At 70.7% G+C, this 22784-nt stretch carries 19 protein-coding genes and 1 pseudogene; 12 read left to right on the top strand and 8 right to left on the bottom strand.

Features of this window, described 5'->3' with window-relative positions; translation table 11 throughout:
* Positions 1–757, bottom strand: a 757-nt coding sequence (locus tag FL311_RS24720; protein WP_228557050.1) for an MFS transporter, incomplete at its 3' end; no start/stop codon positions are given.
* Between the two features lie 199 nt (positions 758–956).
* On the opposite strand from FL311_RS24720, the gene FL311_RS24715 reads away from it, so the two are divergent.
* A complete protein-coding gene (locus tag FL311_RS24715) occupies positions 957–1376 on the top strand; it encodes a helix-turn-helix domain-containing protein (RefSeq protein ID WP_228557049.1) in 420 nt (139 codons plus the stop codon).
* A 3-nt stretch (positions 1377–1379) separates the two neighbouring features.
* Here FL311_RS24715 and FL311_RS24710 read toward each other — a convergent pair whose 3' ends face one another.
* Complete coding sequence (locus FL311_RS24710) at positions 1380–1829, bottom strand: OsmC family protein (protein WP_194869352.1); 450 nt, start codon at positions 1827–1829, stop codon at positions 1380–1382.
* Positions 1830–1958: 129 nt separating this feature from the next.
* Entirely contained in the window at positions 1959–2822 is an 864-nt protein-coding gene (locus FL311_RS24705; RefSeq protein ID WP_141328554.1) for an ABC transporter substrate-binding protein, read from the bottom strand.
* Positions 2823–3111: 289 nt separating this feature from the next.
* On the opposite strand from FL311_RS24705, the gene FL311_RS24700 reads away from it, so the two are divergent.
* The 4 genes from FL311_RS24700 to FL311_RS24685 all read left to right on the top strand — a co-directional run bounded on the left by FL311_RS24700 (position 3112) and on the right by FL311_RS24685 (position 9101).
* Complete coding sequence (locus FL311_RS24700) at positions 3112–4713, top strand: serine/threonine-protein kinase (protein ID WP_141328552.1); 1602 nt, start codon at positions 3112–3114, stop codon at positions 4711–4713.
* Positions 4714–4754: 41 nt separating this feature from the next.
* Positions 4755–7226 (top strand): TonB-dependent receptor, encoded by a 2472-nt coding sequence (locus FL311_RS24695; protein WP_141328562.1) that lies wholly within the window; start codon positions 4755–4757, stop codon positions 7224–7226.
* Entirely contained in the window at positions 7223–8476 is a 1254-nt protein-coding gene (locus FL311_RS24690; RefSeq protein WP_141328550.1) for a hypothetical protein, read from the top strand. The genes FL311_RS24695 and FL311_RS24690 overlap by 4 nt, the downstream gene beginning before the upstream one ends.
* 142 nt (positions 8477–8618) lie before the next feature.
* Complete coding sequence (locus tag FL311_RS24685) at positions 8619–9101, top strand: response regulator (RefSeq protein ID WP_046715893.1); 483 nt, start codon at positions 8619–8621, stop codon at positions 9099–9101.
* Between the two features lie 414 nt (positions 9102–9515).
* Here FL311_RS24685 and FL311_RS24680 read toward each other — a convergent pair whose 3' ends face one another.
* The 4 genes from FL311_RS24680 to FL311_RS24665 form a co-directional block, all read right to left on the bottom strand.
* Positions 9516–10142 (bottom strand): sulfite oxidase heme-binding subunit YedZ, encoded by a 627-nt coding sequence (locus FL311_RS24680; RefSeq protein ID WP_141328548.1) that lies wholly within the window; start codon positions 10140–10142, stop codon positions 9516–9518.
* Between the two features lie 4 nt (positions 10143–10146).
* Positions 10147–11136 carry a protein-methionine-sulfoxide reductase catalytic subunit MsrP gene (gene msrP / locus FL311_RS24675; RefSeq protein ID WP_141328546.1) on the bottom strand — a complete coding sequence of 330 codons (990 nt, stop codon included), beginning with the start codon at positions 11134–11136 and terminating at the stop codon, positions 10147–10149.
* Between the two features lie 6 nt (positions 11137–11142).
* Positions 11143–11919: a fatty acid desaturase gene (locus FL311_RS24670; protein WP_141328544.1), complete on the bottom strand. Its 777-nt coding sequence runs from the start codon at positions 11917–11919 to the stop codon at positions 11143–11145.
* 79 nt (positions 11920–11998) lie between these two features.
* The gene (locus tag FL311_RS24665; RefSeq protein WP_141328542.1) at positions 11999–13723 is read right to left on the bottom strand and encodes a hypothetical protein; all 1725 of its coding nucleotides are present in this window, start codon (positions 13721–13723) and stop codon (positions 11999–12001) included.
* A gap of 178 nt (positions 13724–13901) precedes the next feature.
* On the opposite strand from FL311_RS24665, the gene FL311_RS24660 reads away from it, so the two are divergent.
* The 3 genes from FL311_RS24660 to FL311_RS24650 all read left to right on the top strand — a co-directional run bounded on the left by FL311_RS24660 (position 13902) and on the right by FL311_RS24650 (position 17904).
* The gene (locus FL311_RS24660; protein ID WP_141328540.1) at positions 13902–14702 is read left to right on the top strand and encodes a carbohydrate-binding protein; all 801 of its coding nucleotides are present in this window, start codon (positions 13902–13904) and stop codon (positions 14700–14702) included.
* 148 nt (positions 14703–14850) lie between these two features.
* Positions 14851–16818 (top strand): molecular chaperone HtpG, encoded by a 1968-nt coding sequence (htpG, locus tag FL311_RS24655; protein WP_141328538.1) that lies wholly within the window; start codon positions 14851–14853, stop codon positions 16816–16818.
* A 147-nt stretch (positions 16819–16965) separates the two neighbouring features.
* Positions 16966–17904, top strand: coding sequence for a hypothetical protein (locus FL311_RS24650; RefSeq protein ID WP_141328536.1), 939 nt, complete (start codon positions 16966–16968; stop codon positions 17902–17904).
* Positions 17905–18089: 185 nt separating this feature from the next.
* On the opposite strand, the gene FL311_RS24645 is transcribed toward FL311_RS24650, so the two are convergent.
* Entirely contained in the window at positions 18090–19337 is a 1248-nt protein-coding gene (locus FL311_RS24645) for an NAD(P)/FAD-dependent oxidoreductase (protein ID WP_194869353.1), read from the bottom strand.
* Between the two features lie 192 nt (positions 19338–19529).
* On the opposite strand from FL311_RS24645, the gene aroF reads away from it, so the two are divergent.
* The 4 genes and pseudogenes from aroF to FL311_RS24625 all read left to right on the top strand — a co-directional run.
* Entirely contained in the window at positions 19530–20555 is a 1026-nt protein-coding gene (aroF, locus tag FL311_RS24640) for a 3-deoxy-7-phosphoheptulonate synthase (RefSeq protein WP_141328532.1), read from the top strand.
* A gap of 6 nt (positions 20556–20561) precedes the next feature.
* A complete protein-coding gene (trpD, locus tag FL311_RS24635; protein WP_141328530.1) occupies positions 20562–21578 on the top strand; it encodes an anthranilate phosphoribosyltransferase in 1017 nt (338 codons plus the stop codon).
* Between the two features lie 59 nt (positions 21579–21637).
* Positions 21638–22396, top strand: coding sequence for an indole-3-glycerol-phosphate synthase (locus tag FL311_RS24630; RefSeq protein ID WP_141328527.1), 759 nt, complete (start codon positions 21638–21640; stop codon positions 22394–22396).
* Positions 22393–22784: pseudogene (locus FL311_RS24625) on the top strand (phosphoribosylanthranilate isomerase); the annotation flags it as partial. The gene FL311_RS24630 and the pseudogene FL311_RS24625, both read left to right, overlap by 4 nt.

Here is a 22784-nt window from a genome sequence, read left to right as displayed (position 1 = left end):
CCCCCAGCGCGCCCGCGCCCCCCGCGACGCCGAACAGGCCCACCTGCGTGTGCGAGAGCGAGAACGGCGGCGCCGCCAGCAGCAGCACCATCGGCGTCCACAAGGTGCTGAACGCGGCGAAGCCCAACAGCGCGAGCACCGCGCGGACCCGCAGCACGGGCTCCTCCCCGAACAGCGTGAGCACCGAGCGCAGCAGCTCCGGATAGGACAGCCGCGTGCGCGCACGCTCGCGAGGCAGCACCCGCAGCAGCGCCAGGGCCACGAGCAACGTCGCGCCCGCCGACACGAGATAGACGGAGCGCCACCCGGCGACATCGGACAGCAAGCCCGCCACGGTGCGCGCCATCAGGATGCCTATCACCACCCCGCTCGTCACCAGCCCCACCACGCGGCCCCGCTCGGCTGGCGACGCGAGCGACGCGGAGAACGCCACCAATACCTGCGTGACGACCGCGAGCAGCCCCACCACCGCCAGCGCGCCGAGCAACACCGCGCCCGAGGGCGCCAGCCCCACCAGCGTCAACGCCGCCACCGACAGCAGCATCTGCAGGGCGACCAGCCGACGCCGCTCCACCAAATCCCCCAGCGGCACCAGGAGCAACAGCCCCAACCCGTACCCCACCTGCGTGACAGTGACGACCACGCCCACCGTCGCGGGTTGCAACCCCAGCTCCCGCGCCATCGCATCCAACAACGGCTGCGCGTAGTAGACGTTGGCGACGGCCAGCCCGCAGGCCACCGCGAACAGCCACGTCACCGCGCCCGACAGCCCGGGCGCCCCCCCTGCCCGCGGGCTCCGCCACCTCGGACTCCGATTGCATCCACCACCTGCCCGCATCTGGTTTCAAAATGAAACCAGTAGGGAGTTAACGGGCCGGAGGGGATGTGGCAACCTCCGTTTCCGAATGGCGCAGCGAAAACCCCACAGCCAGGCCGAGTGCCCCGTCGAGCGGACCGTGGACATCCTCGGCGACGAGTGGTCCCTGCTCATCCTCCGGGACGTGTTCGACGGCCTGCGCCGCTTCGGAGAGCTCCAGAAGAACCTGGGCGTGGCGCGCAACATCCTCTCCAGCCGCCTGCGCAACCTCGTCGCGCACGGCATCCTGGAGACGGTGGCCGCGTCCGACGGGAGCGCGTTCCACGAGTACGCGCTGACGCCCAAGGGCAAGGACCTGTTCCAGGTCATCGTGGCCTTGAGGCAATGGGGCGAGCACCACTGCTTCCAACCCGACGAGCCCCGCTCCCGCCTGGTCGACACGGAGCACGGCAGGCCGGTGCGCCCCCTGGAGCTGCGCGCCGAGGACGGCCGGGCCCTGGCGTGCTCGGACGCCGTCGTGAAGAAGGTGTCCGAGCAGAAGCCGCGCAGGAAGCGCTGAGCGCTACGCCTCGGACTGCACCTCGATGGTCGGCTCCATCACCACCTCGGCGGTGAGGCTCTGGCCGATGAAGCAGTACTTGTGCGCCTTCACGAACATCTCGCGCACCTTCTCCACGTCCGTGCCCGGCGCCACGCGGATGAGCGGCGCGAGGCGGACCTTGTTCACCCGCTTCACCTTCTCCACCGTGTCGAGGAACACCGTCACCTGGTCCTCGTACGAGCGCACGTCCAGCCGCAGCTTCTTCGCCAGCGCCAGGAACGTGAGCAGGTGGCACTGCGCCACCGAGGCCCCGAGCAGGTCCTCCGGATTCCAGCGCGAGTCCTCGCCGCCGTACCCCGTCCCCGCGCTCACCAGGATGTCCGGCTTGCCATCCGTGCCGGCCACCGCGTTGCGGCTGTACTCGCTCGCGGTGGAGCCCTTCCATGTGAGCTTCAGCGGAAATCCTTCCACGTCCTGCCTCCTTGCGTTGCGTGTGTCCTCGGGCCGGAGCATAGGGGCCCCTTTGTCGTTCCGGCTCGACTGTCGCACCGGCTCCCTCCATCGAGGGAGCCTTGCCCCCACGCGGAGTTCCAACGTCCGTCAGCCGCCGCGCAGGTCCGCGCCCTTCGGCACGGGCAGCTTCTCCCCGCGCGCAATCGCCGAGACGATGCGCGCGAGCTTCTCCACGCCGTCCGACAACGCCGCGGGGCCCGGCTGCAGGATGAGGCTGCTCTTCACCTCGTAGAGCTGGTCTTCCACCACCGCCGTCACCTTCTCCCAGCCCGGACGCGCGGCAATCTTGTCCCGCTTCGCCTTGCGGCCACACCAGCTGGCGATGACGCCGTCGGGGTTCCTGCGCGCCACCTCCTCGGGCTCGAAGATGCGCCCCTTCGCGCCTTGCGACGCGCGCGACTCGCGGCACACGTCCACGCCGCCCACCAGCTCCACCAGCTCCGAGCACCAGCGGATGCCGGAGATGAGCGGCTCGTGCCACTCCTCGAAGAAGATGCGCGGCCGGCGCGGCAGCGCTTCCGCCGCGTCCGCGTGGCGCGTGAGGTTCGCCGTCAGCTCCTCCGCCAGCTTCTCCGCCGCCTCCGCGCGCCCCACCAGCGCGCCCGTCAGCCGCACCGACTGGAGGATCTCCGCCACCGAGCGCTGGTTGAACAGGTACACGGGCACGCCCCGCTTGCACAGCTCGCGGCCCAGGTCCGCCTGCAAGTCGGAGAAGCCCAACACCAGGTCCGGTTTGAGCTCCAGGATGCGCTCGAAGTTGGCGTCCAGGAACGACGACACCCGGGGCTTCTTGCGCGCCTCCGGCGGCCGCACCGTGAAGCCAGACACCCCCACCACCAGCTCCCCCGCGCCGATGCGGTAGAGCACCTCCGTCGTCTCCTCCGTCATGCACACCACCCGCCGCGGGTAGGCGGGCGCGCTGGAAAGCAACTCGGTCAGGTGGACGCTCATCCCGCCACCCTAACCGCGCGCCCCCTCTTCGCGGAGGCTTCATGAAATCCCGAAAACCTTGTTCCGCACTCCGAGTCGCTCACGCTCCCGCCCCCCAGTCCGCGTCCGCCGGCTGATCCACCGGCCGCGTGTCCGGTGCCGGACGTTGCGGCGCCCAGGCCGGTTTATCGGCCGTTGATGCACTGCGCCAACCTGGCAGGTCGCTTGGGCAGTGGACGATTGCGGTGTTAGCATCCGCACGCATGTTCGACCGGAGCGTCGTGTGCCTTCCCGGTCGGTGGGGGCAGACATGATTGAAAACAACGCCCCGACGAATGGCGCGCCGCCCGACATGGTGGATCCGCTGCTGGGGCGCGTCCTCAACGAGCGCTTCCGCATCCTGGAGACCCTGGGCGCCGGAGGCATGGGTCGCGTCTACAAGGCGGTGCAGGCGCCGCTGGACCGGCTGGTCGCGCTGAAGGTCTTGAACCCCCACTACAACGACGAGGGCAAGGACCCGGGCTTCCAGAAGCGCTTCTTCCTGGAAGCCAGCGTCACCGCGAAGCTGCGCCACCCCAACACCGTCACCGTCATCGACTACGGCAAGACGGACGACGACATCTACTACATCGCGATGGAGTACCTGGACGGGCTCACGCTCGGCCAGCTGCTCACGCAGGTGGGCCCGCTGCCGTGGGCGCGCGCGCTCAACATCACGCAGCAGATCGCCCGCTCGCTGCGCGAGGCGCACAAGGTCGGCCTCATCCACCGCGACCTGAAGCCCGCCAACGTGATGGTCCTCAACCAGGAGACGGACCACGACATCGTCAAGGTGCTCGACTTCGGCCTGGTGAAGTCCTTCATCGGCGACGCGGACGTGCCGCAGGACACGTCGCTCACCCAGGCGGGCATCATCCTGGGCTCGCCGCAGTACATGGCGCCGGAGCAGGCGCGCAACGTCGCCGACCCGCGCAGCGACGTGTACAGCATGGGCGTGGTGCTCTATCAGATGCTGATGGGCCAGCCGCCCTTCCTGGCCGCGCAGAGCATCGACGTCATCGTCAAGCACATCAACGAGCCCCCTCCCGCCTTCGGCGCCGTCTGGGCCAGCCATGGCGTGCCCGCGGAGGTGGAGGCGCTCGTCATGAAGTGCCTCGCCAAGATTCCCTCCGAGCGCTACCAGTCCATGGACGAAGTGCTGGAGGCGATGCGCCGCCTCTCGCACGTGGTGGGCGTCAGCGGCGTCTTCAGCGGCCCGCGCCTGACGGGCACCGGCAGCGGTCCTCGCAGCGGCCCCATCAGCGGGCCGGTGAGCGCCGCCGGCTCCGGCCCCAGCACCATGGCGCTGGACATCGCCGTGGAGGAGCCCGCCGCGAAGTCCGGCAAGGGCCTGCTGCTGCCCCTGGCCATCCTCGGCGGCGCCATCGTGATTGGCGGCGGGCTGTTCGCGGTGGCGATGATGATGCGCGAGCCCAAGCTCAAGCCGCTGCCGGCCAACGCCGTCCCCACCCAGGCCATGGCGCCCAAGGCGCCCCCCGCGCCCGAGAAGGCGCCCCCGGGGTCGACGGCCGTCGCCGTGGACGACGACCTGGCGCTGGCGCCGCTGGTGCCCGGCAACGTGCCGTCGGTGCTCTTCACCATCGAGAGCGAGCCCATGGGCGCCCGGGTGCGCGCGGGGAACAAGGACCTGGGTGTCACCCCCGTGACGTACAAGGTGCGGCAGGACGGTGAAGGCAGGGCGAGCGCGGAGCTGACCTTCACGCTGGAGGGCTACCAGCCCCTCACGGTGAAGGCCGAGGGCACCGGCACCGAACAGACCATCCGCCACAGGCTCAAGAAGAAGCCGACTGCGCCGGCCCGCCCCCAGCGGCCCGCTGAGTCGCGCGACAATTTCAAGGACAACCCCTACTAGTGAAACACTTCAAATCCCTTCGTCGAGTGGGCCTCGTGGCGCTGTGTCTTTGCGCGTCGCAGGCCCTGGCGGACGCACGCCTGGAAGCCCGTCGTCACTTCCGCACCGGCATGAGCCTCATCGCCCGGAAGGAGTACGACCAGGGCATCGCCGAGCTGGAGCAGGCGTACGCCATCAAGCCGCACCCCAACGTCCTCTTCAACATCGCGCGCGCGTACCAGGACGCGGGCCGCTCCGCGGAGGCGCTGGAGACCTACCGGCGCTACCTGGCGAGCAACCCGCCGGACGCGGCCACGGTGGAGACCACCGTCGCGGCGCTGGAGGCGAAGCAGCGCGAGGCGGAGGCCGCCGCCGGCGCGACGGACACCTCCGCGCTGCCCATGCCGCCGCCCCCCGCGAGCGTCCAGTCCCAGCAGCAGCTGGCGGGGCTCCTGGAGCGGCTGGAGAAGGCCATCGAGCGCGCGGAGTCCATGCCCTCGGGCCCCGCGACGCCCGCGCCCTCCACGTACGTGCCCTCCGTGCTGCCCGGCGTGTCCGAGGCGGCCACGGGCGACGACGGCGCGGTGCCCTACGAGGAGCGCGTGGTGACGGCCAGCCGCCGCGCCCAGTCCTCGCTGGAGGCGCCCAACGCCACCACCGTCATCACCGCGGAGGACATCCGCCTGTCTGGCGCCACCAGCCTGCCGGAGCTCTTGCGGCGCGTGCCGGGCGCGGACGTGATGTCGCTGGGCATCGGCAGCGCCAACGTGTCCATGCGCGGCTTCAACCAGCGCATCGCCAACAAGGTGCTCGTGCTCGTCGACGGCCGCACCGAGTACCAGGACTTCCTCGGCCTGACGCTCTGGTCGTCCATCCCCATCGGCCTGGATGAAATCGAGCGCATCGAGGTCATCCGCGGCCCGGGCAGCGCGCTCTACGGCGCCAACGCGATGTTGGGCGTCATCAACATCATCACCCAGGCCCCCGGCTCCGGCCCCCGCGCGCGCTTCACCGTGACGGGCGGCACCGGCCACAGCGTGGCGGGCTCGTTCCTGAGCCACGGCAGCTCCGGGGCGCTGCGCTACCGCGCGTCGGTGGCGTACTCGCAGGCGGACAAGTGGAGCCGCGACTACGCGAGCGACCGGCCGGACATCGTGCTCAGGGACCCGGACCCGGACATCGGCATGCGCGGGGCCCGGGCCACGCTGTCCACGGTGTACAGCTTCGCGGAGGGCCGCACGGTGGGCCTGTCCGGCGGCGTGCACCGCTACGCGACGGAAATCTATCCGCTGGGCCTTCTGCGCAACTACTTCATGGACGGCCTCAACGCGTACGCCAAGGGCGACGTGGAGCTGGGGCCGCTGAAGCTCAAGACGTTCTGGAACCACATCTCCGGCAGCGCCGGTCCCCAGTACGAGCCCATCGGTCAGCGCTCGCTGGGCACGGAGGTCAGCTCCAACCTGTTCAACGCGGAGCTGCTCTTCGCGCGCGCCTTCCACCTGGGCGGCGAGCACCAGCTCAACGTCGGCGTGGAGGGCCGCCTCAAGCGCGTGGGCTGGGACTACCTGGGCCCCTTGCGTGAGGAGGTCCACGCCGCCGCCTTCGTGCAGGACGAGTGGAGGCTGGCGGACCCGCTGCGCCTCATCGCCAGCTACCGCGTGGACCGGCACCCGCTGCTGGACGGGGGCTCGCCGGGCCTGGCGCACTCGCCTCGCGTGTCCGCGCTGTTCATGCCCGTGGAGGGCCACGCGTTCCGCATCAGCGCGGCGTCCGCCTTCCGCGAGCCCACGTTCCTGGAGAGCTACACGCGGCTGCTGGTCCCCGTGCAGGGCGTCAACGGCGCCAGCGCGCTGACGACGGGCAACACGGCCCTGCGCCCCGAGCGCCTCACCGCCTTCGAGCTGGGCTGGCGCGGCGAGTCCGCGGAGCTGGGCATGGACTGGGACGTGGCCCTTTACCAGAACCGGGTGAAGGACCTCATCGGCCTGTCCAACTTCGAGCGGCTGCCGGTGGGCGAGTCCTACGACGCGGCCACGGGCAACTACCTCATCGGCCGCTCGCGCTTCGTCAACGAGGACTCCATCTACACCGCGCGCGGCGCGGAGGCCGGCCTCACGCTGGCCCTCATCGACGGCCTGGGCATCAAGGCGAGCGCCGCCTTCCAGACGGTCTCCTCGGACCTGGAGGACAAGGCGGAGTGCGGCCCGTGCAGCCAGGTGCCGCAGCTCAAGCTGTACGGCGGCGTCACCTACCGCACCCAGGCGGACCTCGAGTTCGGCGTGGACCTGGCCTACACCTCGTCCACGACCTGGATTGAGCGCGAGCCCGCGGCGGCGGACCCGACCCGCATCGAGCTGGCCTCCAATCCGCTGGGCGCCCACACCATCATCAACGCGCGCGTGGGCTACACGGCGGTGAAGAACCTGGTGGACGTGGCGCTCATCGGCAGCCAACTGGGCGCCGCGCACTCCCAACACCCCTTCGGCAACCGCATCGAGCGGCGCGTCTATGCGACGCTGACGGTGACTCCATGAGCCGCACCTCCTCGTTCAAGCCCTCCGCGCTCGTCGCGCTCGCCTCGTCCCTGCTCGTGCTGGGGTGTGAGTCCCCGTCCGTGGTCCCCACGGCGGACGGCCAGCAGGCCCTGCACACCGCCCGCATCGAGGGCAGCCTCGTCGTGCAGTCGGCCCTCCGGGGCAACGCGGTGGTGTTCCTCTACGACGTGGACAAGCGCCCGCTGCCGCCGCCCCAGGGCAGCGGCCGTCCGGTGGCCTTCACCGTCATCCCCGCGGCGCAGCTGTTCGGCCCGGCGCTCGGCACCAATTCGCCCGGCCCCTTCACCGCGCCCTTCGCGTTCAGCCTGGTGGGGGCGGGCCGGTACATGCTGCGCGGCTTCATCGACGTGGACACCTGCGCGACGGGCGTCACGCCCTGCCACGCCTCCGACTTCAACCCCTGGTACGGCGTCACCAGCGAGCCCAACACGGGCGACATCGGCGGCGCCGCGGTGGACCTGACCAACGGCCAGCCGCTGGTCCTGGAGGTCACCAAGGACGAGGAGGGCCATCCGCAGCCGCTCACCAACGTCACGGTGAGCTTCTCGCAGGCCACCGCGCAGGTGCCGGTGGACCGGCCCGCCTTCCAGGTCACCGTCGCCGGCGGCGGGGACAACACCCTGGCGGCGGGCGGGCCCATGAAGGTGCTGCGGCTGACGCCGCAGGTGGTGGAGGCCAGCCCGGTGACGCAGCGGCCCAAGGCCTTCCTCGTCAGCTACGTGGACGCCAACCGCGACGGCGTGCCGGACGACGCCAACCGCGACGGGGTGCCGGATGTCTGGCCGCGCGTCGTGGTGCGCAAGCTGGCGGATGAGCCGGGCCTGCTCGAGGACAACGACCTGGACCGCGACAGCATCCTCGACGCGGACGGCATCGACTACCTGCGCGCCGACGGCACCCGTGACGGCAGGCCGGACCTGGTGGTGCTCGCGGCGGGGCTGGTGATGGACCCCATCCTCGCGGCGCTGACGGATGAGAACGGCCAGCCCCGGATGACGCCCGTGCCCCTGGCGGAGCTCCAGGTGGCCGTGCAGCCCATCGCCCTGGATGCCAGCGACGCGGCCGCCCCGGCCCGTCTCGACGGGCTGCCGAAGGGCCGCTACTCCGTGGTGCTGATCCAATCCACGGGGCAGACATGGCGGGTCCCCAACGAGCTCGCCCCGCCGCTGGCGGCGAGCATCGGGATTCCGGGCGTCGAAAGTCAGGCCTTCGTGCTTGAGGTCCCCTGAGCCCCACCTCGTGGCGCGCAAGGGTGTGCGACGCCCCACATCGGGAAAAAAGAGAGGAAGGACGGTGCTTTGACTTCGCCATGTCCTTCCGTCAACATGCTTGGGTCTGCAGGGGGACAGCCCCACCTGAGGTCGTGATCCGATGAAGGCCGGTACCCTTCCCTCCCCAGAGCCCGTTCCCAACCGCACCACGACGGACCCGGCGCGCCCTGGTGGAAGCCGGACCGCGACGGGCGGCGCGCCGCAGCGCGTGCTGCTGGTGGACGACAGCCGCTCCATCCGGACGCTGCTGAAGATCTACCTCATGGCGCGCAACTTCGAGTTCCTGGAGGCGGAGTCCGCCGAAGAGGGACTGAAGGTCGCCGAGGCGGAGGGCATCGACCTCATCCTCACCGACTTCCACATGGACGGGATGAACGGCGCCGACTTCGCGGCGCAGATTCGCGCCAACGCCAACCCCCGGCTGGCGAAGGTCCCCATCCTGATGATGACGGGTGACCCGAACGTCGCCGAGGTGCGCGCGCTGGGTCAGAAGGCCGGCATCAGCGCCTTCGTCCGCAAGCCGGTGAGCTGCGCACAGCTCATGACGCTGGTGGACACCATCCTCCCGCTGCCGCGCAAGTAGCACCAGGGACCCCGTCCTCACGACGGAGCCCGAGCCGCAGAAGCAGCGCGAGCCCCTCGGCGGGTGGAGGCCTTCCTCCCGAGACCTCGCGAGCAGCACGACGGGCGAGCCGCCCTTGCGTCAGGCTCCGAGCCACTGAAGCAGAGCGAACCCTTCAGCGGGTGGAGGCCTTCTTCCCGAGACCTCGCGAGCAGCACGACGGACGAGCCGCCCTTGCGTCAGGCTCCGAGCCACTGAAGCAGGGCGAACCCTTCAGCGGGTGGAGTCCTTCCTCGCGAGACCTCGCGAGCAGCACGACGGGCGAGCCGCCCTTGCGTCAGGCTCCGAGCCACTGAAGCAGCGCGAACCCTTCAGCGGGTGGAGTCCTTCCTCGCGAGACCTCGCGAGCAGCACGACGGGCGAGCCGCCCTCACCTCACGCCGGGTTCCGGGCCGCCGCAGCGGCGCGGGCCCGGCGTTTTCGCAGCGCCTCGCCCACGCGCACCGCGAAGAGCAGCGCGAGCACCGCGCCGTAGATGAGCGGCTCGGTGACGTCCTGCTTCACCCGCCACACGAAGTGCACCACGCCCAGCACCGCGGCCACATAGGCCAGCCGGTGCAGGCGCTGCCAGCGCGGGAAGCCGAGCCTCCTCACCCAGCGGTTCGTGGACGTGACGGCCAAGGGCACCAGCAGCACCCACGCGGTGAAGCCCACGGTGATGAAGGGCCGCTTCAGCACGTCCTCCCCCAGCGCCCGCCACGCCAGCCCCTGGTCCAGCACCGCGTAGGTGAGCAGGTGCGCGCACGCATACGTGAAGGCCAGGAGCCCCAGCGTGCGGCGCACGCGCGCGGGCCACGTCCACCGCGTGAGCAGCCGCACCGGTGTACACGCCAGCGACGCCAGCAACATCACCAGCGCGAGCAACCCCGTCTGGTTGAGCGCCGCCTCGATGGCGTTGGGGCCCAGTTGTCCCAGCGGCCCCTGCACGGCGAGCAGCGCCAGGGGCAACAACCCGCCCACGGTGAGCGCGGGGTTGAGCCACGGATGGGAAGACGAGGCCATGGCGTCAGAAGTTCTCGCGCAGGTCCATGCCCGCGTAGAGGTGCGCCACCTGCTCGCCATAGCCGTTGAACGGCAGCGTGGGCCGGCGCTCGAAGTCGCCGATGCGCCGCTCGGTGGCCTGGCTCCAGCGCGGATGGGACACCGCGGGATTCACATTGGCGTAGAAGCCATACTCGTGCGGCGCCGCCATGTTCCAGGTGGTGAGCGGCATGGTGCGCGTGAGCGAGATGCGCACGATGGACTTGCCCCCCTTGAACCCATACTTCCACGGCACCACCAGTCGCAGCGGTGCGCCGTTCTGCGCCGGCAGCTGCTTGCCGTACAACCCCATGGCCATGAACGTCAGCGGATGCATCGCCTCGTCCAGCCGCAGCCCCTCCAGGTAGGGCCAGTCCAGCACCGGCCGCTTCTGTCCGGGCAGCTGCTCCGGGTCCATCAGCGTGGTGAACGTCACGTAGCGCGCGTGGCTGGTGGGCTTCACCCGCGACAGCAGCGCGGCCAGCGGGAAGCCCAGCCACGGAATCACCATGGACCAGGCCTCCACGCAGCGCATCCGGTAGACGCGCTCCTCCATCGTGAACCAGGACAACAGCTGGTCGATGTCCACCGTCTTCGGCTCGTGCACCTCCCCGTCCACGGTGACGGTCCACGGCCGGGGCTTGAGGTGATGCGCGAGCCGCGCCGGGTCGTTCTTGTCCAGGCCCAGCTCGTAGAAGTTGTTGTACGTGGTGACGTCCTCGTACGGGGTGCGCGGCTCGTCCGTGTCGAACGCGCCCTTCGCCTTCACCACGGGCCCGGTGACGGCGCCCGCGTCCGGGACATACGCGTCCATGAAGCGGCGCTGCTTGCGGGTAAGCAGGTACAGGCCCCCCGCCACGGCGGCGGCCGTGCCCGTGAACAGGCCCGCGTTGCGCAGGAAGTCGCGGCGGCGCAGGTAGAGCCGTTCGGAGGTGATTTCAGAGCCGGGCGGCTCCGCGGGCGGCTTGTCGCTCATGACCCTTTATAACGGCCCAGCGTCCCCGGCCGTTACATCCCCCGCCCGCTGCGGCACGGCGCGAGCGTCCTTGACGCGCCACAGCCGCCACCAGGGCGTGCCGGGGGACTGGTGGTGCTCCCAGTGGTAGCCGAAGAAGTAACAGGACAGCATGGCCCACACGTGGTTGCGCGGCAGCGTGCGCGCGTGGTGCGGCGCCATGTCCGGCGTGTCCGGGCGCCGGTGCGGCAGGTAGGTGCCGAAGTAGAACAGCTGCAACGTCCCCAGCACGGCCGGTACCACCCAGAAGACGAGCACGCGCGGCTGGGATACACCCAGGAAGACGAGGACGTTGAACTTGGCCGCCATCACCCCCAGCTGCGGCAGCGTGGTGTAACGAACCATGAACGTCCCCAGCCACGGCCAGAAGGACTGGGTGCGGGTGGAGAAGTCCGGGTCGTCGTCGCCCGTGGGGTGCTGGTGGTGCGCGTGGTGGTTGAGCACCAGTCGCCGGTAGGACAGCCCCGCGAACAGGAAGCAGGCGAGCGTCCCCACCGCCTCGTTCACCCAGCCCTGCCGAGCCACCGTGCCGTGCATGGCGTCATGGCCGGTGATGAACAGCCCCGTGCACAGCCACGCATGGAAGGCGACGTGCATCCACGTGAGGGGCGAGTCCAGGGGCAGCCACCCCGGGGACATCAGCATCCACGTCAGGTGCGCGCCCCACGCGCCGATGATGACGAGCGCGATGACGACGCCCCAGGGGCCGAGCGGTGGTGCGCGATGACGGGCCGTGGTCTCCATCTCACCTGACTCATGGGGATGACGGCGCCGCCGCGCACGGGAAAGCACCCCGGCGCGGCGAGCGGGCCGTCGGCCGTGGCTACTTCCGCACGCCGGCGTCGGCCGAGGGGGCGGTGGCCTCGCGCACCAGCTCCTCCGCGGTGACGTAGCGCGGCTCGATGTCCACCGGCACGTCCTTGAGCCGCTCGAGCACCTTGCGCACGGGCGGACGAATCACGCCCATCTTCGCCAGGAGCGCCTCGGCCGCCTTGCGGTCACCCCTGGCCTGGATCTCCATCAGCTGCTTCGTCAGCGCGGTGACGGACTTCTTCATCGTCTCCGGCACGACGGAGAAGGTGCCGTCGGCGGCGACCTTCACGGCGCCGGAGTCCAGGAAGTAGTTGAGCTGCAGCGCCACGCCCTTGCCGTGCGCCTCGTCGATGCCGAAGCGGATGGAGCGGAACGCGGACGCCAGGAACGTCGTGTACATGGTGCGGCCCATCGCCTTGTCGATGACGCCCGTGTCCATCAGCCGCTGCAGCGCCCACAGGCCGGAGATGTCCGCCTTGGCCTCCTCGAGCGCGCTGGAGGACACCTGGAGCGCCTGGCGCACCGTCGTCGCCTTGCCGCCCACGGTGATGTTGTGCGGCCCCAGCCCGTGCATCAGCTCGTGCATCAGGATGTGCGTGAAGAAGGCGTCGAAGGCCACGTCCTGCTGGTCCCTGGCGGACAGCGCCACCTTGGCGATGGGCACCAGCACGCGCTGGAACTTGGCCTCCTGCACGTTCTTGAGCATCACGCGCTTGGAGCCCATGGCCTCCGTGACGCGCTCGTCGTTGGGCAGGTTGTACGCGGCCGTCTGCACGCCCCGGTTGGCGTCACCGGCGGAGAACAGGCTGTTGACGACACGGATGGGGGCCAGCGCGCCCAGCTTCGGGTTGCGCAGCTTCGCGTCGATGGGCAGGTGGTTCTCCAGGTCCTGCAGGTGGTCGCTGAACTTCGCGAGCTTCTGCGTCTCCGCGTCGTCGCGCAGGCCGACGAAGGCCTCGAACGCGGCCTTGTAGTTGAACCAGCCGTCCTCGTAGACCTCGTAGGGCCCCACGGTGGGCTCGATGCTCGCGTCCAGCTTCATCCACGCGACTTCGCTCGCGTAGTAGTCGTTCGAGCCGAACGCGTCCGCGCGCGACTCCAGGAACGCCTTGAGCGTGGGCTGCTTGGTCAGCTGCGCGGCCTCGCGGAACAGGCGCGCGGCCTCGGCCAGCTCACCCTGGTACTCGATGCTGTACGGCACGGAGACGAACTTGCCGTCGGTGCCCCGGCGGATGGTGGTGTAGAAGCCCGTGGCCTCCTTCTGCTGGGCCTCCGGCAGCGACTTCACCCACGCCTCAACCTGCTCCTTGGTGGCGCCGGCCGGATAGAAGTTGCCGGCCTCCGGCTTCGCGGGCACGCCGGGCAGGAACGGCCGCCCCTCGTCCAGGCTGTTCCACGGGCCCTTGTCCAGCACGAACGCGTGCAGCCGCGCGCGGCCCAGCGGCGAGTCGTCTCGCGTGAGCCCCAGCAGCACCGTCTCGCTGCCCGCCCAGCGCTGGCGCAGGAAGAGCGCGTCCATCAACTGCGAGGCCTGGACGATGCGCGCGAGCGCCTGCCGCTCGTTGGCGGGCAGCGCCTTCAAGTCCACCTTCAGCTCCACCGGGGCGAAGCGCGCGGTGAGGCGCTGCAATTCGGCGGCGTCGGGCAGGGCGACGGGGGCGGCGGCGTGCTCGGCGGCGAGGGCGGAGCCGGACAGCATCGCCGCACCGAGCACGGACAGGAGGGTTCGGTTCATGGCCCTTCCCTACCCCAACGTCGCGCCCCCTCCCAGCGCTCCCGTGCTCCTGTACGCATCGGAACATTCCAGCCAGGACGGTTTGGCGGCGCGCGTCGGAGCCGGCTGACAACATGCGCAAGCCTGGATTTCCCGGGCAACCCAGGTGCCCCTCAACCCGGGCACGCGAGGACTTCTCATGACGACGACTCGAACCGACCCCTTGGCCCGCCGGGGCGCGCTGCCGGGGCTGCTGGTGGCCCTGTGCGTGGGGCTGTTCTCCTCCTCCGCGCTGGCGGCGGACGAGGTGCGCCTGCTCAAGGCGGTGAGCACCGTGAGCAGCCGCTATGGGCAGACGTGGCAGGACGTCACCTACCTCCTGGTGGTGAAGAACCTGGCCTACGAGAAGCAGGTCGCCATCCACGACAAGCAGCCGGACGGGACGTGGATCGACCTGGCTGCCAGCTACTCGGGCGACGCGGGCGCGGGGTACGAGCTGTGGAAGGTGACGCGGCAGTACCAGAGCTGGGGCACGTCCCCGCAGCCCACGCGGGACCTGGAGTTCGTGGCGAAGTACACGGTGAATGGCCAGACGTACTGGGACAACAACGGCGGGGCCAACTACCAGCTGGTGCGCACCAACGGGCCGCTGCTGCCGCGGGCCAACGTGCTGGTGGGCAGCAGCTACTGGCAGCCCACGGGTGAGGTGGACATCGGCATCGACGTGAAGAACCTCGCCTACACCAAGAGCGTCACGGTGGTGTACACGACGGACAACTGGGCCACTTCCCACGAGGTCGCCGCGGCCTTCGTCCCCGGCTACTCGGTGGGCTACTCGTACATCCCCAGCCCCAACGCGTACGGCGTGGAGCGCTGGCAGGCGCGCATCCCGGCCGTGTCCGGCACGCCGCTGTACTACATCCGGTACGAGGTGAACGGGCAGACGTACTGGGACAACAACTTCGGCTACAACTACCCGCCCATCTACCCTCCCCTCTAGCCCTCCCGAGGGCCGACCCGGGGGCCTGGCCGTCCAGCGCCGGGCCCGACGGGGGGCATTCGGGCGAAGGCCCTCGACAGGCCGGTTTGCATGGTTATGGGGAGACGACGCTTCGCGCCCACACGGGGCGCCCGGAGGCCTTGAACCCATGACCGTCGACGCTTCCCCCCAGCGGGAAACCCACGCCTTCCAGGCGGAGATCAACCAGCTCCTCAGCCTGGTCATCAACTCGCTCTACAGCCACAAGGAGATCTTCCTCCGGGAGCTGGTCTCCAACGCCTCGGACGCGCTCGACAGGCTGCGCTTCCGCGCGATTACCGAGCCGGAGCTGCTCGCGGACGCGCCGGAGCTGGAGCTGCGAATCCTGCCGGACGCGGAGAAGAACACCCTCACCATCGAGGACACCGGCGTCGGCATGTCCCACGACGAGCTGGTGAAGAACCTGGGCACCATCGCCCACTCCGGCTCGCGCGAGTTCATCCAGGCGATGACCCAGCGCGGCCAGAAGGACATGCAGCTCATCGGCCAGTTCGGCGTGGGCTTCTACAGCGCGTACCTCGTCGCCGACCGCGTGGAGGTCGTCAGCCGCGCCGCCGGCAAGGACAGCCAGGCGTGGAAGTGGACGTCCGAGGCGCACGGCACCTTCACCGTGGAGCCCGCCGAGCGCGCGGCCCGGGGCACCTCCGTCATCCTCCACCTCAAGGAGGACCAGAAGGAGTTCCTGGACGAGTGGCGCGTGCGCTCGCTGATTACGCAGTACTCCGACTACGTCGGCCACCCCATCAAGCTCCAGGTGACCAAGACGACGGGCACGGGGGACGACGCGAAGACGGAGAGCTCGCTGGAGGTGGTGAACAAGGCGAGCGCCCTGTGGCAGCGCGCCAGGTCGGACATCACCGACGAGCAGTACCAGGAGTTCTACAAGCACCTGACGCACGACTGGGAGAAGCCGCTCGCGTGGACGCACTTCAAGGCGGACGGCAACCAGCAGTTCACCGGGCTGCTCTTCCTGCCGAAGAACCCGCCGTTCGACCTGAACGCGCAGCAGCAGCGCGGGGTGCGGCTGTTCGTCAAGCGCGTGTTCATCATGGACCGCTGCGAGGAGCTGGTGCCGCAGTGGCTGCGCTTCGTGCGCGGCGTCATCGACTCGGATGACCTGCCGCTCAACGTGTCGCGCGAGCTGCTGCAGGACTCGCAGGTGGTGCGCGCCATCCGCAAGCACGTGGTGAAGAAGTCGCTGGACCTGTTGGAGAAGCTCGCCAAGGACAAGCCCGAGGACTACACGACGTTCTGGAAGGCCTTCGGCACGGTGCTCAAGGAGGCGCTGGCCACCGAGGCCGAGCACAAGGACAAGGTGGGCGGCCTCTTGCGCTACGAGAGCTCGCGCGACGAGGGGCTCACGTCCCTGGCGGACTACGTGTCGCGGATGAAGGAGGGCCAGGAGGCGCTCTATTACATCTACGGCGAGTCCCGGAAGGCGGTGGAGGACAGCCCGCACCTGGAGGCGCTCAAGCAGCGCGGCTACGAGGTCCTCTTCATGACGGACCCGGTGGACGAGTGGGCGGCGCAGGGCCTGCGCGAGTTCCAGGGCAAGCCGCTGGTCTCCGCGCTCCAGGCGGACCTGAAGCTGCAGTCCACGGACGAGCAGAAGAAGGAGCACGAGGAGAAGAGCGAGGGGCTCAAGGGGCTCACGTCGCGGATGAAGGACGTGCTGCAGGACTCGGTGCGCGAGGTGCGCGTGTCGGACCGGCTCACGGACTCGCCGGTGTGCCTCGTCGTCCCCGAGGGCGGCTCGCCCGCGTACCTGGAGCGGCTGCTGCAGCAGCGGGGTAAGGGAATGCCGAGGGTGAAGCGCATCCTCGAGGTCAATCCCAAGCATCCGGTCATCGAGCACCTGAAGACGCTCCACGCCCAGGACCCGGCCCAGGCGCAGGTGGCCGAGTGGATTGAGCTCTTGCATGACCAGGCGCTGCTCACCGAGGGCAGCACCATCTCCGACCCGAACCGCTTCGCGCGCCGGCTGACGACGCTGCTCACGCAGGTGGCGGGGCAGGCCGTGAAGGCGCCGGTGCCCGACGCGCCGAAGCCGGAGGCCCCGGCGCAGGCCGCGAGCTAGGGCACGGTACTGGGGTGAAAGGGCCTCCACTCGAATGGGGTGGAGGTCCTCGGGCACCGGGGCGCGGGAGGGGCCTTTCGCCGCCTTTCGCGCGATTCGCCGGCGCACAATTAGACAGCCTTGTGAGCGATAGGGAATGATGGCTGGATGTCCCAGACCTCCTTCGCCGTCTTCACTTGCGACATCCTCCCGACGGCGGACGCCTCTGTCCGCTCCGCCATCCAGGGAGTGGTCCGCGCGGAGCTCAGCAAGCCTCACCGCCGCGTGCGTCAGCCGCTCGGCAACCAGTGGCTGGTGCGCTTCGACGACGGTGGCTTCAATGCCTTCGTGCTGGTGCTGAGCACGCTGCGCGCGCGCTACCCGGAGTCCTTCCGCTACCTGGTCGTCGGCTGGAACGACATGGGCTCGGTGGCGCTCTATCCGTTGGGTGGGGCGACGCCCACCACGCTGAGCCTCGTCACGGCGATGGCCGCCGTGGCCTCGGGCGCGGACGAGCTGGCGGCGCCGCTGCTGCTCGCCTCGGGCCCGCTCACCGCGGACGACTTCCCGCTGCAGTGGGCGGACGAGGCCGGTGAGGCGCAGAGCCTCCTGGGCGCGTCGGCGGCGCGGACCCGGCGCGTGGCGACTGCCGGTCCTCGTCGGAGCGTGACGCGGACGCCTCGTGCGCCGGCGCCGGTCGTCAGCGCGGCGCCCGTGCAGGCCGAGGTGGTGGTGAGCGCGGTCGAGGAGGCGCCCGCGCCCGTGGTGAGCGAGGCCCCCGCGACGGAGGCCACCGAGGCCCCGAGCGGCGGACGCAAGGGTGCGCGTCGCAAGGGCGCGCGCAAGGCCGGCGCGGCGCGGGCGAAGAAGGCCGCGGGCGGCAAGGCGCGTGGCAAGCGGGCCGCCAAGGTGGCCCGGACGGAGCGCACGGAGGAGGCCGCGAAGCGTCGGCGTCCCACCGCGACGAGCAAGCGGACCGGTGGCAAGCGCCGGGGCACCGCGGTCAGCGCGAAGCGCTCCACGTCGGGCAAGCCCAAGGCGTCCAAGGCGAAGGCCAAGACCGCTCGCGCGGCGACGAAGCGCAAGGGCAAGAAGGGCGCTCGCTGAAGCGAGGTCCGTGACGCCGCGCGCGGCGGACGTGCGCGGCGGCTTGCTTCACAACCGACGGTGGCTTCATGCACTGGAGAGCCGGGCGCGCCTCCATGGTGTGCTCTCCGCGCGGCACCTTCGCGTTCACTCGCACCATTCGGGGCGCATCGCGCAGGGATGCTTCGCCGCGCGAGCCCATCCCCTCACAACCCCATGTCGAGCAGCACCGCCTCCGCCGCGCGCCGCCCCGAGCCGAGCGCGCCATGGATGGACGCGCTGTCCCGGTGGTCACCACACACATAGAGCCCCGGTGACAGTCGCACCGGCCGATGCGGCGGCTCCAGCGCGGCCATCGTCTGCGCCGGCAGCGCGAACGGGAGCGAGTACGTGCGCAGGTGCCGCCAGTCCGCCACCGCGGCGCCGAACCACTCCGCCAGCTCTACGCGCACCCGCTCGCGCAACCCGGCCTCATCCGAGTGCACGCCCAGCACCGACACGGACACGAGCGCCTGTCCCCGGGGCGCATACGCGGGCGACACCTCGCTCATCACCGCCACGTTGTTCACCACGCCCTTCCCGTCACCATTGAGCAGCAGCCACGGCCCCTCCACCGGCGGCTCCGGCGCGGCGAAGTACAGACACGTCACCGCGTTCATCATCGGCACCGGCATCCCGGGGAGCAGCCGCGCCGCGGCCAGCGGGTCCGTGGCCACCACCACCGCCTTCGCGCCCAGCAGCTCCCCATCCTCCAGCCGCACCCGGTGCCCCCACACGTCGGCCACGGGTGCATGCCTTCTCAGCGCGACAGGCGGCAGCTTCGCGGCGAGCTGCTCCGCGATTCCCCCCATCCCCTGCTCCGGCACCCCGGCCTCGCCCGAGGCGAACATCCGGAAGACGAACTCCAAGAAGCGGCTGGACGTGTTCAGCGAGCGGTCCAGGAAGACGCCCGCGAGGAAGGGCCGCAGGAAGCCCTCCACCATGTCCTCCGTGAAGCCCAGCTCCTCCAGGTAGCGCCGCGAGGTGCGCTGGGGACGCAGCCACACGTCCTCGTCCTCGCCCGAGCGCGACAGCTGCCGCAGCTCCAGCACCCGCAGCTTGTCGCCGAACGTCCCGGGCACGTCGAGCAGGTGCGTGAGCGCCGTCACCGGCTGACGCAGCGGGTCCGCCACCGTGCACAGCCGCCCCTGGCGCCACACCTTCGCGCCCGGCATGACGCGCCGCAGCCGCAGCGCCTCCAGGTCGAGCAGCCTCCGCCCCTCCGGGTAGGCCGTCAGGTACACCTGGAACCCACGGTCCAGCAGGAAGCCCTCATGAGCATCCGTGCGGACGCGGCCCCCGGGGGCATCCCCGGCTTCCAGGACCACCACTTTCAAGCGGGATTGGACGAGCGCTCGCGCGCACGCCAGCCCCGCGAGACCCGCGCCCACGACGATGACGTCCGGGTTCGACACGCGCTCTCCCACATCCACGCTGGCTCCCCTCCATGCTGGTGCGGCGAGCGCGCGGGCCGCAAGCCGTACCGTCGTCCGGGTTGCTCGGGAGCGAACACTTGTGCAGAACTGGGAGGCGAGGCGCCACATGCAAGAGCCTCGAAACGCCGGGCTTCCCGGCGTCACCTGAGTGGAGAGAAGGCGGGTTACCCCATGTTGATCGTGATGCGACCAGACGCGACGGCCCAGGACATCGAGCGTGTGAACGACGAGATCCGCCGTCGTGGCTGGCAACCGCACGCGATTCCAGGGGGCACTCGCACGGCCATCGGCATCACCGGCAACCCCGGCGCGGTGGAGCCCGAACCCTTCCGGGTGCTGCCCGGCGTCGCGGACGCGGTCTCCATCTCCCAGCCGTTCAAGCTCGTCAGCCGCGAGGTGAAGCCGGACGACACGCAGCTGCGCGTGGGCGACCTCACCATCGGCGGCGCGTCCTTCCACGTCATCGCCGGGCCGTGCTCGGTGGAGTCGCGCGAGCAGATTCTGTCCACCGCGCACGCGGTGAAGAAGTCGGGCGCCACCATGCTGCGCGGCGGCGCGTTCAAGCCGCGCACCAGCCCCTACGAGTTCCAGGGGCTCAAGGGTGACGGCCTCGCGCTCTTGGCCGAGGCGCGCCAGGAGACGGGCCTGCTCGTCACCACCGAGGTGAAGGACACCGCGACGCTGGACGCGGTGGCGGACGCCACGGACATCCTCCAGATTGGCGCGCGCAACATGCAGAACTTCAGCCTGCTGGAGGCGGTGGGCGAGCGGCGCAAGCCCGTGCTGCTCAAGCGCGGCATGAGCGCGACCATCAAGGAGCTGTTGATGGCGGCCGAGTACATCGTCGCGCGCGGCAACACCCAGGTCATCCTCTGCGAGCGCGGCATCCGCACGTTCGAGACGATGACGCGCAACACGTTGGACCTGAACGCCGTGCCCATGCTCAAGCAGCTGTCGCACCTGCCCGTCTTCGTGGACCCGTCGCACGGCATCGGCGTGCGCAAGGCGGTGCCGGCGATGATGCGGGCGGCGGTGGCGGTGGGGGCCGACGGCATCATCGTGGAAGTGCACCCCGACCCGCCGCGCGCGAAGTCGGACGGCGCCCAGTCGTTGGACTTCTCCGAGTTCGACAAGTCCATGAACGAGGTGCGGGCGATTGCACAGGCCATGGGCCGTGAAGTCGTGCGGTTGGGATAGCGCGCGATGACCCTCAAGGAAGCGCTGGGCAAGGTGGTGGGCCGGCGCGACCTCACCCGCGAGGAGATGGCCCGGGTCATGGGCCTGATGCTCGCGGGCGAGGCATCGCCTGCTCAAGTGGGGGCGCTGGCGACGGCGCTCAAGATGAAGGGTGAGACCGAGGACGAAATCCTCGGCGCCGCGGAGGCCATGCGGGCCTGCGCGGCGAAGCTGTCTCCGCGCGCGCAGGTGGTGCTCGACACCTGCGGCACGGGCGGGGACGGCGCGCACACCTTCAACATCTCCACCGCGGTGGCCTTCGTGGCCGCCGGGGCGGGGGTGACGGTGGCCAAGCACGGCAACCGCGCGGTCTCCAGTCGGTGCGGCAGCGCGGACGTGCTCGCCGCGCTGGGTGTGTCCATGGAGCGGCCGCATGAGCGCGTCGCGCTCGACATCGACGAATACGGCGTGGGGTTCCTCTTCGCGCCCTCGCACCACAGCGCGCTCAAGCACGTGGCGCAGGCGCGAAGGGACATGGGCTTCCACAGCATGTTCAACCTGCTGGGGCCGCTGACCAACCCGGCCGGCGCGCGCTATCAGCTGCTGGGCACCTTCGACGGCAAGCGCGTGGAGCAGACGGCGCGCGTGCTGGGGCGGCTGGGCAGCCGGCGCGCGTGGGTGGTGCACGGCCACGACGGGCTGGATGAAATCTCGCCCTGCGCGCCCACCGAGGTGGCGGAGCTGCGCGAGGACGGCACCGTGCGCTGCTTCACGGTGCGGCCCGAGGACGCGGGGCTCGAGGTGGTGCCGCGCGAGGCCATCGCCGGCGGTGACGCGGACGAGAACGCGAAGCGGCTGCGCTCGCTGCTGGACGGGGAGCGCTCCGGGCTGCGCACGGCGGTGCTGCTCAACGCGGCGGCATCGCTCGTGGTCGTCGGACAAGCGGAGGACTTGCGCGAGGGCGTGAAGAAGGCGGAGCACGCCATCGACTCGGGCGCGGCGTCGCGCAAGCTCGCCTCGCTCATCCACGGGGCCGTGTCGTGAGCGGGGGCCAGCGTGGTGGCACATCGTCTCCGGCCGCGCCGGGGACGCTGGACCTCATCATGGCGCGCAAGCGACGGGAGCTGGCGGAGCGGCCTCCCCTGTCGCCGCGCCCCCGTCCCGAGCCGCGTGACTTCGCGGGCGGCCTGCTGCGACGAGCCGCCGGGCGTCCCGTGAGCGTCATCGCGGAGGTGAAGCGCAAGAGTCCGTCCGGCGGGGCGTTTCCGCACGCGGACGTGGTCGCGGTGGCCAGGGCCTACGAGGCCGCGGGCGCCAGCGCCATCAGCGTGCTGACGGATGGGCCGGACTTCGGAGGCGCGCTGGAGGACCTCGTCGCGGTGCGAGCCGTGGTGTCGGTGCCGGTGCTGCGCAAGGACTTCCTCGTCGCGGCGCGCGAGGTGGAGGAGAGCGCGCTGTGGGGCGCGGACGCGGTGCTGCTCATCGCGGATGCGCTGGAGGACGGTGAGCTGCGCGAGATGCTGGCCACGGCGCGCGCGGTGAACGTCGCCGCGCTGGTGGAGGCGCACACGGAGGCGCACGCCGAGCGGGCGCTGGCGGCGGGCGCGGAGCTGGTGGGCATCAACAACCGGGACCTGGCCACGTTGAAGACGGACGTGGGCACGGCGCTGCGGGTGATGCCCAGGCTGCGCTCGCGGGCCCGCGTGCTCGTGGCGGAGAGCGGGCTCAAGTCGGTGACGGAGCTGGTCGCCGCGCGAGAGGCCGGCGCCGACGCGGTGCTGGTGGGCGAGTCGCTCCTGCGCGACGCGGAGCCGGGACGGGCGCTCACGCGGCTGCTCGGACAGGAAGGCACGCCGCCGTGAGTGTCCGGGTGAAGGTGTGTGGGGTGACGCGGCTCGAGGATGCTCGGGCCGCGTGGGACGCGGGGGTGGACGCGCTCGGGCTCAACTTCTATCCGCCCTCCCCCCGGTATCTGGACCTGGCCACGGCGGCGAAGCTCGGGCGCACGCGGCCGCCCCTGGGGGCGCTGATTGGCGTGTTCGTCAACGCGGCGGCGGAGGACATCCGGCGGGCGGTGACGGAGTGTGGCCTCACGGCCGTGCAGCTCCATGGGGACGAGCCACCGGAGGCCTGCTCGGGGTTCGGGGTGCCGGTCATCAAGGCGCTGCGGGTGCGCGGCGCGGATGACGTGGCGCGGGCGCGGGCGTACGTGGGAGTGGGCGACGTGACGGGGCTGCTGCTGGACGGGGC

The organism is Myxococcus sp. AB025B (assembly GCF_006518215.1).
GTDB classification, from domain to species: domain Bacteria; phylum Myxococcota; class Myxococcia; order Myxococcales; family Myxococcaceae; genus Myxococcus; species Myxococcus fulvus.
The sequence above is the reverse complement of the archived record's forward strand: the minus strand, read 5'-3'. Positions and strand labels throughout refer to the sequence as shown.